This is a genomic window from Halorubrum salinarum (genome assembly GCF_013267195.1).
GTDB lineage: Archaea > Halobacteriota > Halobacteria > Halobacteriales > Haloferacaceae > Halorubrum > Halorubrum salinarum.
On sequence record NZ_CP053941.1, the window covers coordinates 456,958 to 469,182 of the forward strand.

Consider the following 12,225-nt stretch of genomic DNA (forward strand, 5'->3'; position numbering starts at 1 on the left):
ATTCGCCTGCGCTCGGAGGCCGAGAGCCGACCCCGAACGCCGAACCAACCCGCCCGCATTCCGACCTCTCTCGACGGCCAAAACCGGGCGAACGAGGGGGTTCGCACGTATTTTCCGTCGGGTTTCAGCAAGCCTAATTAGGAGGGTCCGCAACTGGCGTGTATGGTTGATCGCTACGACGTCGCTATCGCCGGCGCCGGGCCGGCGGGCGCGCAGTGCGCCCGCGACCTGGCGACGCGCGACTACGACGTCGTCGTCTTGGAGACGGAGTCGGAAGACGAGTTCCCGCGACAGAGCAACAAGTCGACCGCCGGCACGTTCCCGTCGATGATGTCCTCGTTCGGGATCCCCGACGACGTCGTGATGTCCTACACCGACGACGTGGTGCTGGAGTCGCCAAACGAGTACTACGAGAGCTACCAGCCCGGAGCGGTGTTGGAGTTCGCGGAGTTCAAGCGGTTCCTCGTCGAGGACGGCCGCGAGAACGGCGCCGAGTACCGCTTCGACGCGCGCGTCTCCCGACCGATCCTCGACGACGACGGCGTCATCGAGGGGATGCGGTACAACGGCGACGAGGAGGTGTACGCCGACGTGGTGATCGACGCGACCGGCCCGGCCGCGCCGCTCGCGAGCGCGCTCGACGTCGTCGACCTCGAACGCGAGAACCAGGCGATCGGCATCGAGTACGAGATGGAGGGCGTCGAGATGAACCACCCGGAGTACGCGGACCTCCGACGGGCGATGATGCTCCGTCTGGACCACGACATCGCGCCGGGCGGCTACTCGTGGATCTTCGCGACCGGCGAGGACACCGCGAAGGTGGGCATCTGTTACATCCAGAACGACCGCCACCGCGAGTTCGCCGAGGCGGGCAAGACCGTCGACGGCTACCTCGACGACTGGGTGAGCCGCGACCCGCGGTTCGCCGACGCCGAGCGCATCGACGGGAAGGTCCACCGCGGCTCCGCGCACATCCAGATGCCCGACGAGATGCACACGGACCGCTTCCTCGCGATCGGCGATACCGTGCCGACCATCGACCCGCTGTGGGGCGAGGGGATCCACAAGGGCATGAAGTCCGCCCGCGCCGCGGCGGCCACCGTCGACCGGTGTCTCACGGACTCGGAGCGCCGCCTCGACGCCGAAAGCCTTGCGGTGTACGAGCGGCTGTGGCACCGCGACGTGGCCCCGCGGATGAAGGCGCGGCTGATGCTCACGCGGCTGCTGTACCTCGCGCCCAACGAGCGCTACGACCGGTTCATGCGCGACCTCAAGGAGGCGGAGGAGAACACCCTCGAACGGGCGAACCAGGGCGACAAGCGCGCGATGGCGAAGCTGCTTCACCTCGACGACATCCCGCTGCTCACGAAGTTCGCCCGCGAGCGACTCGACGTCTGAGACCGCGTCGAAGCGTCGCGACGCCGAAGGAGAGAAAACGCGCCGGGTGACGGACCGCGTCGGTCGCGGTGGCTATCGCTCGTCGATGGGGACGAACTCGGCGTCCTCGGGGCCGGTGTACCGCGCGCGCGGGCGGATGAGGCGGTTGTCCTCCTGGTACTCTGCGACGTGGGCGATCCACCCGCCGACGCGGCTCATCGCGAAGATGGGCGTGTACATGTCGAGCGGGATGCCGAGCGAGTCGTAGACGGAGCCGGAGTAGAAGTCGACGTTCGGGGCGATCCCCTTCTCGACGAGCCCCTGGTCGGTGAGGTACTCCTCGATGGCGGTGGTGTAGTCGAGCCACTTCGTGTCGCCGGACGACTCGGCGAGGTCGCGGAGCTTCTCTTCGAGGATCTTCGCCCGGGGGTCTTTCACCTTGTAGACGCGGTGCCCGAACCCGGGGATGCGCCCGCCGTCGTCCTGCCGGTCTTTCACCCACTGGACGGGGTCCTTCGCGGAGGCGTCGATCTCGTGGAGCACCTCCATCACGTCCTGGTTGGCTCCGCCGTGGAGGGGACCGGAGAGCGCGCCGATGCCGCCGGTGACGCCGGAGTAGACGTCGGCCATCGTCGAGCCGATCACCATCGCGGTGAACGTGGAGGCGTTGAGCCCGTGGTCGGCGTGGAGCGTGAGCGCCATGTCGAACGTCTCCTCGCTCACGGCGTCGGGCTCGGTCCCGGTGAGCATGTAGAGGAAGTTCCCGGCGTGCGAGAGGTCCGGGTCGGGGGCGACCGGCTCCTCGCCCTGACGGACGCGCTCGAACGCGGCGAGGACCGTCGGGATCTTCGCCGTGATCCGGCGGCCCTGACGGAGGGTGGCCTCGCCGGCGTCGCCCTCGGCGTCGGCGTCGTACGCCGACAGCATCGACGTCGCGGTGCGGAGCGCGGCCATCGGCCGCTCGCCCGCGTCCGCCAGGGCGCGGACCGTCTCGATGACGTCGTCGTTCACCTCGCGCTCCGCCGCGAGGTCGGCGGCGAACGAGTCGAGCTCCGCGGCGTTGGGTAGGGAGCCGTGCCACAGCAGGTACAGCACCTCCTCGTACGTCGCCCCGCGCGCGAGGTCCTCGATGTCGTACCCGCGATACACGAGCTTGCCGACCTCGCCGTCGACGTAGCTCAGATCCGACTCCGCGACGAGGACGCCTTCGAGCCCGCGCTTTAACTCATCTGCCATACCCCGAGTTGTCAAGGCCGTCAAAAAAGCGTTATCTTTCAGGAGGGATACGTTACGACGATCGTGGTACCCCGCCGCGTCGTCCGACGGCGTGGCGGGGTTCTGAAGCGTCTGGCTCGCGGCGCGGCCGACCGGAGACGGTCTCGCTTACCGCGCCGGAACGACCGTCACCGTGCGGTTCCGGTCGATCGCGTCCTCCAGCTCCTCGGCGATGGCGGAGCCGCGGGAGACCTGGACCTCGCCGCCGCGGCCGACGGTGGCGGTGAAGAGGTACTCGCCGTCGGCGCGCACCTCCACCGTCTCGCCGACGCCGTCGTCGACGTCGATGACGACGTGCCGCGAGGTGATCTCCGGCGCGACCACCGTCCCGCGCTCGGCCCCGACCTGTCCGTCGCCGCGGCCGTTGTCGGCGGCGCCGCCCGGGGCGCCCGGGCCCGACCCGCCGGGCTTCTCGTCGTGCGTCCGGACGTCGATGTCGATCCCGAGTCGGCTCTCGATGTCGGCGATACGGCCGCCGCCTTTCCCGATCACCGTGCCGATGTCGCCCTCGGTGACGTAGACGACCGCCTCGTCATCGCCGTTGAGCTCCACGTCGACGTGGCCGTGCGCGACCGACTTGATCTCGCGTTCGATCTCCTTCTTGGCGATGCGGCCGACGCCGGAGTCGCCGTCCGCCTCGCCGCCGTCCTCGTTCAGCGGCACCGTGACGACCTGCCGGTTGAACGTGTAGATCTCGTACTCGGGCCGCCCCGTCTCGAAGTTCGAGACTTGGATGACCGGGCGAGCGAGGTCCTCGGCCGTGAGTCCGGCGGGCACCTTCACCTCGGTGGTCACGTCGTAGACGGTGTGGACCTCGCCGGCCTCGATGTAGACGACGGTGTCGACGATCTGGGGGATCATCCCGAGCTCGACGCGGCCGACCAGCCGCTGGAGCGCGTCGATGGCGCGGGAGGCGTGGACGACGCCGACCATCCCGACGCCGGCCATCCGCATGTCCGAGAACACCTCGAAGTCGTCCGTCTTCCGGACCTCGTCGTAGATGGTGTAGTCGGGGCGGACTAAGAGGAGCGAGTCGGCGGTGTTCTCCATTGCGCCGCCGAGCGCGCCGTACTGCGTGATCTCCGGGCCGACCTGGAGGTCGCGCGGCTTCTCCATCGTCTTCACCGCGTAGTCGCTGTCGTTCAGGAACTCGGCGACCGCCTGCGCGAACGTCGACTTCCCCGCCCCGGGCGACCCGGAGATGAGCACGCCGCGCTTGCGCTCTTGGAACCGCTCGCGGAGCTCGTCGGCGAACTCGTAGTCGTCAAGGCTCGTCTTCGCGATCGGCCTGACCGCGGTGATCTCGATGCCGTCCGCGAACGGCGGTCGGGCGACCGCGATCCGGTAGTTGCGGAACTGGACGATGTCCATCCCGTCGTCCGAGAGCTCGATGAACCCCTCGTTCGACTGGCGGGCGAGGTCGACGATCGAGTTGGCCCACTCGCGCATCTGGGCCTCGTCGGTCGGCTCGTCGGCGATCTCGACGTAGCGCATCTCGCCGAGGCTCCCGCGCTTCGCCTTCGGGACGGTCCCCGTCTTGAGGTGGACGGACATCGTCTCGTCGGTGAAGAAGTCCTGGATCGGGAGCTCGTCGACGACGCCGCGGGCGACCGGCTCGACGTACTCGACGTCGAGCCCCTTCGCGCGGGCGACCTCGGCCTGGACCACGTCGCTCGACAGCAGCGTCGCGTCGTGGTCGGCGGCCAGGTCGCGGATCAGCGCGTCCACGTCGCCCTCGTGGGCGTTCGAGCGGGCGTCGCCGCTCGCGCGCTCGCCGACGTACCGCAGCTCGATCCGGCCGTCGTCGGCGTAGTCGGCGAGCCGCTTCAGCTCGCTCAGCCCGTCCCAGCCCGATTCGAGCCCGTCGTTGGCCTGCGACTCGAGCTCGCCGACGACCGCCTCCGGGACGAACACGGTGACCGACTCGTAGGTCCCGTCCGCGACGCGTTCGGACACGCGGCCGTCGACGACCGCGCTCGTGTCCGGTACTACGTTCATACCGAGGTTCGGGACGGGAACCGTATAAGCGTGTTCGACCGGGGGCCGCGCCGGCGACGGCGGAAAGGGACCGACCGCGGCCGCCGGTCCCGCTCAGTCGTCAGCGGCGGCGGCGTCCGCCCGCTCGGCCGCCAGCCGCTCGGCGTAGGCGGTGAAGTTCTCGAACAGCGCCTTCGCCTCGCAGGCGGCGTCGTACGCCTCGGGCGTGATCGATTCCAGGACGGCGTCCACGCGCGCGTCGCCGATCTGGTCGCGCTTGCCGTCCGTCACGTCGCGGGCGGTCTCGGCGTCGTACTCGGGGTGGAACTGGACGCCCCAGCAGTGGCCGTCGCGGAACGCGTGGACGCCGCGGTCGTTCTCGGCCAGCAGCGTCGCGGACGGCGGGAGTTCGACCACCGCGTCGCCGTGAGTCGTGAAGGCCGTGAACGTCTCGCCGATCCCCTCGAACAGCGGGTCGTCGCGCACCCGTCGGATCTCGTTGTAGCCGATCTCGAAGCCGTCCATGCCGGCGACGCGGCCGCCGAGCGCCTCCGCGAGCACCTGGTGGCCGTAGCAGACGCCGAGGACCGGGACGCCGGCGTCGGCCGCTTCGGCGACGTAGTCGACGAGCGGGGGGATCCACGCCTCGTCCCAGTAGACCGACGAGCGCGATCCGGTCACGACGACGCCGTCGAACTCGGTGTGGTCGGGGAGGTCGCCGTCGACGGCGTCGAACTCGACGAGGTCGGCGTCGATCTCGCGGCGGAAGTTCCGACGGGTGTTCGCGCCGTCGTGGGCGGCGTTCAACAGGGCGAACCGGAGGCGAGTCATCGACCGAACGGAGAGCCGAGAGTCACAAAACGGTTGCGGCGCCGGACGTGCCGGCCGCCGACGCGGACGCGCCCGCGCCGCCCGCACCGCGGCGTTCGCCCGCCGCCCTACGCGAACGGGTCGCCCGCGTGCTCGGCGAGCCACCCGACGAGCAGGTCGTTGACGGCGGCCGACGCCTCGACGCCGACGAGGTGTCGGGCGCCCTCGATCGAGTGGAACTCCCCGCGCGGGAGCCCCTCGGCGAGCGTCTCGCCGGCCGTGACCGGACAGGCGGTGTCGTCGGTGCCGTGGACGACCAACGCCGGCGTCGTCACCTCGAAGAGCCCGTCGGTCAGGTCGAACCCCTCGACCGCGGCGCGGTGGGCCGCGTACGTCTCGCGGTCGGCGTCTTCGGTGAGGCGCCACTCCGCGATCCGCGAGACCGCGTCCGGGTGCGCCTGCCGGAAGTCGGGCGAGAGCAGCCCGGAGAGCGACCCCTCGACCGCGGCCGGGTCGCTCGGGTCGGCCCAGACGCCGGCGGGGTTGTACGCGTCGCCCGCGGGCGGCGTCCCGATCAGGGCGAGGCTCGCCGGCCGCGAGGAGGCCAGCGCCGCCGTCAGCGCGACCATCCCGCCGAGGCCGTAGCCGACGAGGTGGGCGTTGCGGATCCCCTCGGCCGCACAGACCGCGTCGAGGTCGGCCGCGAGCGCCTCGACCCCGTAGGGGCCGGGCGGGGCGTCCGACCGGCCGACGCCGCGCGTCTCCGGCGTGATCGCCGTGTGCGGCCCCGCCAGCGCGGCGTGTTGCCAGCCGAACTGCCACGCGCCGAGGCCGACGTCGCCGCAGAACACGACCGCCTCGTCGGAGTCGCCCGCGTCGGGCGCGTCGACCTCGTAGCGGATCTCGACGCCGGCGTTGGTCGCGTGGGGCATATGGGTGTCCGTGCGGGCCGTCAGGCCTCCTGGAGGTTGCGGAGGACGTCCGGCGCCGCGTCGAGCGCGTCGTCCAGCGCGTCCGCGTCCGGACCGCCGCCCTGCGCGAAGTCCGGCGGGCCGCCGCCCCCGCCGCCCACGCGGCCGGCGAGCTCCGAGACGACCTGTCCGGCGTTCACGTCGACGCCGTCCGGGACGCCGACGACGAAGCTCGCGGAGCCGTCGGCGCCGCTGCCGATCACCGCGACCTTCCCGTCGTCGACGTGGGCGTTCGCGGTCGCGCGCAGCTCGTCGGCGTCGCCGTCGAGCCGCTGGATCACCGCCGTCGTCCCGGCGACCTCGACCTCCTCGGCGTCGGCGCCGCCCGACGCGCGCGCGGTCGCCAGCTCCTCTTTGAGCGACTCGATCTCCTTCCCCCGCGCCTTCCACTCCTCGAAGAAGCGCTCGGCGGTGTCGGGCACGTCGAGGGGGTCGACGTCTAACACCTCTGCCGCGTCGTACAGCGCGTCCTCGGTGCGCTGGGTCGCCTCGACCGCCGCGGCGCCGGCCGCGAAGGCGATCCGCTCGACGCCGTCCTGGACGGGCTCCGTCTTCAGCACCTTTACGGCGCCGATCTCGCCGGTCCGGTCGACGTGGGTGCCGGCGCAGGCCTGGACGTCCGCGTCGCCGACGTGGATCAGGCGGACGTTCGTTCCCGGCGGGACGCCGCCCTGGTACAGGTCGAAGCCGTGTTCGGCCTCGGCCTCGTTACGGTCGGGCCACTCCTGCCGGACGGGCACGTCGTCCCGGATCAGCTCGTTCGCGACGCGCTCGATCGCCTTCACGTCCTCGCGGGTGATGCGCTCGAAGTGGCGCACGTCGAGCCGCGCCGAGTCCGTGCCCTTCTGGGCGCCCGCCTGTCGGACGTGGTCACCGAGCACCTGCCGGGCGGCGTGGCCGATGAGGTGGGTCGCGGTGTGGTGCGCGCGGAGCCGCTCGCGGCGGTCGCCGTCGACCTGTCCCGTGACGAACTCGCCTTTCCCGGGGTCCGCGTCCGTGCGGTGGAGGACGACGCCGTCGACCTCCTGGACGTCGTCGACGTCGACCGTCGTCTCGCCGACCGTGAGGTGCCCCCTGTCGGCCGGCTGGCCGCCGCCCTCGGGGTAGAACATCGTCTGGTCCAGGACCACGTCGTACCCCTCCTCGGCGTCGAGCACGTCGAGGACGACCGCCTCGAACTCGGTGCGGCCCTGGTCGTCGTAGAACAGCTTCTCCGTCTCGGGGAGGTCGGCGAGCCGCTCGTCGCGCTCGTCGGCCGCCGCCGCGGCGTCGCCCTCCTCGTGGCGGTCGGCGACGAGCGCGTAGAAGTCGTCCGGCACGTCGACGGTCGCGCCGCGCTCGTCGGCGATGTCGGCGACCATGTCGGGCTGGATCCCGTGGGAGTCGTACAGCTCCAGCAGCTCCTCGGTCGGGATCGGCTCGCCGGTGCCGGCGTACTCGTCGGCGAGCTGCTCGACCTTCCGGGCGCCGCGCTCCAGGGTCCGTTCGTACTTGCGCTCCTCGCTGCGGACGATCTCGCGGATCGTGTCGCGGTTCTCGTAGCCGAGCCGGTCGGCCTGCATGTCGACCAACTCGTCGAGGGGCGCGTCGACGCCCACCTCGTCGACGAGCCGCTTCATCCGGCGCAACACCATGCGGGCGAGGTAGCCCGTGCCGACGTTCGAGGGGACGATCTCGTCGCCGAACATGTACGCGAGCGTCCGCGAGTGGTCGGCGATGGCGTAGATCGATTCGAGCGGCTCCACCAGCTCGCGCAGCCGGTCGACGTCGACGTCGAGCCGGTCGGCGATCTCGCCGCGGGCCGCCTCCACGTCGTCGACGTCGTCGATGTCGAGGCGGCCGGAGAGCTTCGCGGCGCGGTGGACGATCTCGCGTTCCGCCTCGGTGTGTTCGATCCCGGCGTTGTCCTTCAGGAATTCGATGGCGTCGGGGTAGACGGCCTCGTACACCGTCGCGGTCCCCTGACTCATCCAGGTCCACCGCTCTAACCCGTACCCGGTGTCGACGATGTACGTGTCCATGAACGAGTACGAGTTCCCGTCTTTCATCTCGTAGTCGCCCTCGGGGTCCTGTTCCATACACATGAAGACGAGCGTCGCCAGCTCGGCGCCCTTATAGATGACCTCGATGGCGGGGCCGGCGTTGCCGCCGCCGACCCACGGGTCCTCGATGTAGGTGATCTCCTCGAGGTTCGCCCCGAGGCTCTCGAACAGCTCGTCGCAGTACCGGACCGTCTCGTCTTTCCAGTACACCTCGCCGTGGTAGGCGTACTCGTCCTCCTCGACCTCCTCGCGCGTGTTGAACGCGTGGTGGGCCATCATCTCGAACGCCATCGTGTGACGGCCCGTCTTGCCGACGTTGTCGATGTCCTGCATCCGGATACACGGCTGCGAGATCGTCAGCGGGTTCGCCGGCGGCGGCGTCTGCCCGGAGGTGACGAGCGGCTGGAAGTCGTAGATGGACGCCTGCGTCAGGAGGACGTCGTCGCGCCAGCGGTTGGCGGCGACGGGGTACGGGTCGATCCGCTCGTGGCCGTGCTCCTCGAAAAAGGAGAGGAACGCCTCGCGCATCTCCGACAGCGACCGGGCCTCCGGGAAGCCGGGGTCGTCGATGAAGCTGTAGTCCTCACAGGGCGGCTCGCCGCAGAGTTCTCGCTCCGCGTCGCGGGTCCAGAAGTGCGCGCCACAGGAGGTACACTCCTTGCGCTCGAACCCCTCCTCCTCGAAGTAATCGAGACGGTACTCCGCTTCGAGATCGCTCATTACACGAACGTGGCCCGTGTTGCTCCAAAAGGGTTCCGGGGTCGCTCGTCGACCGCGACGCGCCGTTCGCCGCCGCGAGCCGGCCTCGATCGACGGCGCTCGGACGGAGCGCCGCGGGTCGATCTCGCGGACCGCCGAGAAGGCCGCGTTGCGGGCCGAAACGGGCGGCCACGCCGGAGTCGGCTGACCGGTAAGAAGATTTATACTCTCGGCGGTACCTATCACGTACAATTGTGACTTCTGCGCTGGGCGAGCGCGCATCGGTTCTCGTCCTCGGCGGCGCCTCGGGACTCGCCGACGACCTCGAGGCACGCCTCGGCGCCGACGCCCCCGGCGGCGAGGACGACGAGGCGGTCGAAGCCTACACTGCCGATGCGGCCACCGTCGACGGCTCGCGCATCGCCGGGGCCGACGTGACGGTCGTCGCCGACGAGGCGGGGCTCGAACGGGTCCGGTCCGCCGACCGCGTCGGCTCCGTCGTCGCCTTCGTCGACGATCCGGCCGGCCGGGTCGCGACCGACCCGCTCGTGGACGCGGTCGCGCGGACGCCGGCGTCGCTCTCGGAGACGGTGTCGTGGCTGCTCGCCCGGGAGCGGCGGTCCATCGTCCGGACGGAGCCGACGCGGACCCCGTCGCGGATCGAACAGCTCAACGCCGGGATGACGGAGCTCGCGGCCGTTAGGTCGGTCGACAAGGCGTACCGGGCCGCGATCGCCGTCGCCGAGCTGGTGTTCCCGGAGTACCAGAGCGTGGTCGCGGTCCGCGACGGCGAGTGGGTCGAGCCCGTGGTCACCTCCAGCGGGACGCCCGTCGAGGACTGTAACCGCGTCCGCGTCGGGACCGGCGTGGCGGGGCAGGCGGTCCAGACCGGCGACGTCTCCATCGCGCCGAACCCGAACCCCGAGAGCCAGTTCGACACGCTGCTCACCGTCCCCGTGGGCGAGGACGTGGTCTTCCAGCTCGCGACCGACGCGAGCGACGGCGCCGACGAGTTCGACGACGCCGACCGCCGGCTGGCGGAACTGCTCGGCTCCCACCTCGAAGAGACCCTCGACCGGATCGACGTCACCGAGACGCTCAGGGCCGAGCGTGACCGCCTGCTCGCGCTGTTCACGAACGTGCCGGACCCCGCCATCGCCTACGACTACACCGACGGCGACCCGGTCGTCCGACAGGTGAACGAGGCGTTCGAGGCGACGTTCGGATACGACCCGGACACGGTGATCGGCGAGTCCATCGACGACTACATCGTCCCCCCGGAGGCCGACGCGGAGGCGGAGGAGCTCAACGAACAACTCCAGCGCGGCGAGAACGTTCGGCGGGAGGTCACGCGGGTCACCGCCGACGGGCCGCGACACTTCATCCTCCACGTCATCCCGATCCACCTCGACGCCGCCAACGCGGCCGGGTACGCCATCTACACCGACGTCACCGACCGGCGCGAGCGCGAGGAGACGCTGCGGCGACAGAACGAGCGGCTCGACGAGTTCGCCTCCATCGTCTCCCACGACCTCCGGAACCCGCTGTCGGTCGCGGACGGGTACGTCGACCTCGCCCGTGAGACGGGCGACGTGGACCACCTCGACAGGGTCGCGGACGCCATCGCGCGCATGGACGAGCTCGTCGAGGACCTCCTCTCGCTGGCCAGGGAGGGGCGGTCGGTGGGCGAGACGGAGCCGGTCTCGCTGGCCGCGGTCGCGCGCGAGGCCTGGGAGGGCGTCGACACGGACGTCGCGACGCTGACGGTCGAGTCCGACGCGACCCTGGAGGCGAACCGCACGCGGCTGCGCGAACTGTTCGAGAACGTCTTCCGGAACAGCGTGGAACACGGCCGCGACGCCCCCGACGAGCCGCTCTCGGTCCGGGTCGGGGCGGGTACCTTCGAGGGGGACGACGGGAGCCCCGCGAGCGGCTTCTACGTCGAGGACGACGGCGCCGGGCTCCCGGAGGCGGACCGCGACCGGGTGTTCGAGAGCGGGTTCACGACCGACGAGTCGGGCACGGGGCTCGGGCTCGCGATCAGCGAACGCATCGCCGAGGCGCACGGCTGGACCGTCGAGGCGACGACCGGCGCGGACGGCGGCGCGCGGTTCGAGTTCCGCACCGACTGAGCGGCGCCGGGCGCGCGGCGGTCCGAAACGACCTTACGCCGCGCGCGAGGGGATCACGGTATGGTCGAGAACGTCGTCTACCCCGCCTACTTCGACGCCGAGCTGTCCCGCTCGGAGGGGCGCCGCGTCCCGACGGATCTGGCGGTCGAAGCGCCGACCGTCGACGAGATAGCGAAGGCCGTCCAGCAGGTCGGCTACGACGCGGTCGTCGAGCGCGACGCGACGTACTCCCGGGAGTTCGAGGCCCGCGGGTACGTGGCGGTCCAGGGCACCGAGGACACCGCGAAGAACGACCTCGTCCAGGCGATCGCCGCGTACCTCGGCGTGCTCCGGGAGTAACCGTGCGGCGCGTCGGTACCGTCGTCCGCACCGCCGGCGGGCTCGCGATCGCCCGCGGCGACGCCGGCGCCGAGCCCCCGCGGATCGGCGCGAGCGTCGTCGACGAGTCCCTCTCGACGGTCGGCCGGGTCGTCGACGTGTTCGGGCCGGTCGATCGCCCCTACGTGGCCGTCACGCCCGGCGACGGCGTCGGGCTCCCCGACCTCGTCGGCGGCAAGCTGTACGCGCGGTAGCGCCCGCGCGGCGCTACGCCTCCGTCGCGTCGGTCACGTCGAAGTCAGCGAGCGTCTTGTCCGTGCGAGCGATCCGCTCCGCGACCAGCAGCTTCTCCCGGCGTTCCAGCCGGTCCCAGTCGAACTCCGACGGCGGCGACGCCTCGAGCGACTCGAACTGCTCGATCACCGCCTCGTTCGCGAACCGCTCGAACGACCCGCAGCTCGGACAGGTCATCGAGAGGTGCGAGGTGTCGAACGAGCGCGTGACGGCCTCGTCGAGGCAGTTCAGACACCGGTAGGTGCGAGTCCGGGACACACGCGTACCGAGGGACCGAACGAATGAGTATCTGTGGGCGCCGGCGTGGGGGTTGGCGACCGAAAGCCGCCG

The 12,225-nt window shown here is 70.9% G+C and carries 10 protein-coding genes; 4 read left to right on the forward strand and 6 right to left on the reverse strand.

The features are described from left to right. Positions 1-162 precede the first annotated feature (162 nt). Entirely contained in the window at positions 163-1,398 is a 1,236-nt protein-coding gene (locus HPS36_RS02425; RefSeq protein ID WP_173228376.1) for a digeranylgeranylglycerophospholipid reductase, read from the forward strand. A gap of 72 nt (positions 1,399-1,470) precedes the next feature. Here HPS36_RS02425 and citZ read toward each other — a convergent pair whose 3' ends face one another. From citZ to alaS, 5 genes are all read right to left on the reverse strand, one after another. Next, positions 1,471-2,613, reverse strand: a complete 1,143-nt coding sequence (gene citZ, locus HPS36_RS02430) for a citrate synthase (RefSeq protein ID WP_173228377.1) — start codon at positions 2,611-2,613, stop codon at positions 1,471-1,473. Positions 2,614-2,760: 147 nt separating this feature from the next. Beyond that, positions 2,761-4,650, reverse strand: a complete 1,890-nt coding sequence (locus tag HPS36_RS02435; protein WP_173228378.1) for a PINc/VapC family ATPase — start codon at positions 4,648-4,650, stop codon at positions 2,761-2,763. Positions 4,651-4,743: 93 nt separating this feature from the next. Then, on the reverse strand, positions 4,744-5,460 hold the full coding sequence (locus HPS36_RS02440) for a type 1 glutamine amidotransferase (protein WP_173228379.1): 717 nt from the start codon (positions 5,458-5,460) through the stop codon (positions 4,744-4,746). A gap of 107 nt (positions 5,461-5,567) precedes the next feature. Then, positions 5,568-6,371 carry an alpha/beta fold hydrolase gene (locus tag HPS36_RS02445; RefSeq protein WP_173228380.1) on the reverse strand — a complete coding sequence of 268 codons (804 nt, stop codon included), beginning with the start codon at positions 6,369-6,371 and terminating at the stop codon, positions 5,568-5,570. A gap of 20 nt (positions 6,372-6,391) precedes the next feature. After that, the gene (alaS, locus tag HPS36_RS02450; RefSeq protein ID WP_173228381.1) at positions 6,392-9,172 is read right to left on the reverse strand and encodes an alanine--tRNA ligase; all 2,781 of its coding nucleotides are present in this window, start codon (positions 9,170-9,172) and stop codon (positions 6,392-6,394) included. A gap of 233 nt (positions 9,173-9,405) precedes the next feature. On the opposite strand from alaS, the gene HPS36_RS02455 reads away from it, so the two are divergent. From HPS36_RS02455 to HPS36_RS02465, 3 genes are read left to right on the forward strand one after another with little or no spacing between them, the layout of a single operon-like run. Next, positions 9,406-11,283 carry a PAS domain-containing sensor histidine kinase gene (locus HPS36_RS02455; protein ID WP_173228382.1) on the forward strand — a complete coding sequence of 626 codons (1,878 nt, stop codon included), beginning with the start codon at positions 9,406-9,408 and terminating at the stop codon, positions 11,281-11,283. Positions 11,284-11,343: 60 nt separating this feature from the next. Continuing rightward, complete coding sequence (gene srp19 / locus HPS36_RS02460) at positions 11,344-11,622, forward strand: signal recognition particle subunit SRP19 (RefSeq protein ID WP_173228383.1); 279 nt, start codon at positions 11,344-11,346, stop codon at positions 11,620-11,622. 2 nt (positions 11,623-11,624) lie between these two features. Then, positions 11,625-11,855 carry an H/ACA ribonucleoprotein complex subunit GAR1 gene (locus tag HPS36_RS02465; RefSeq protein WP_137717757.1) on the forward strand — a complete coding sequence of 77 codons (231 nt, stop codon included), beginning with the start codon at positions 11,625-11,627 and terminating at the stop codon, positions 11,853-11,855. 13 nt (positions 11,856-11,868) lie between these two features. Here HPS36_RS02465 and HPS36_RS02470 read toward each other — a convergent pair whose 3' ends face one another. Then, a complete protein-coding gene (locus HPS36_RS02470; protein ID WP_173228384.1) occupies positions 11,869-12,153 on the reverse strand; it encodes a hypothetical protein in 285 nt (94 codons plus the stop codon). Positions 12,154-12,225: the final 72 nt, after the last annotated feature.

What these genes read in the sequence shown, in the direction of transcription:
- alaS (WP_173228381.1), bottom strand. Translation starts at nt 9,172, where the DNA reads ATGAGCGATCTCGAAGCGGAGTACCGTCTCGATTACTTCGAGGAGGAG.
- srp19 (WP_173228383.1), top strand. Translation starts at nt 11,344, where the DNA reads ATGGTCGAGAACGTCGTCTACCCCGCCTACTTCGACGCCGAGCTGTCC.
- citZ (WP_173228377.1), bottom strand. Translation starts at nt 2,613, where the DNA reads ATGGCAGATGAGTTAAAGCGCGGGCTCGAAGGCGTCCTCGTCGCGGAG.
- HPS36_RS02440 (WP_173228379.1), bottom strand. Translation starts at nt 5,460, where the DNA reads ATGACTCGCCTCCGGTTCGCCCTGTTGAACGCCGCCCACGACGGCGCG.
- HPS36_RS02435 (WP_173228378.1), bottom strand. Translation starts at nt 4,650, where the DNA reads ATGAACGTAGTACCGGACACGAGCGCGGTCGTCGACGGCCGCGTGTCC.
- HPS36_RS02445 (WP_173228380.1), bottom strand. Translation starts at nt 6,371, where the DNA reads ATGCCCCACGCGACCAACGCCGGCGTCGAGATCCGCTACGAGGTCGAC.
- HPS36_RS02425 (WP_173228376.1), top strand. Translation starts at nt 163, where the DNA reads ATGGTTGATCGCTACGACGTCGCTATCGCCGGCGCCGGGCCGGCGGGC.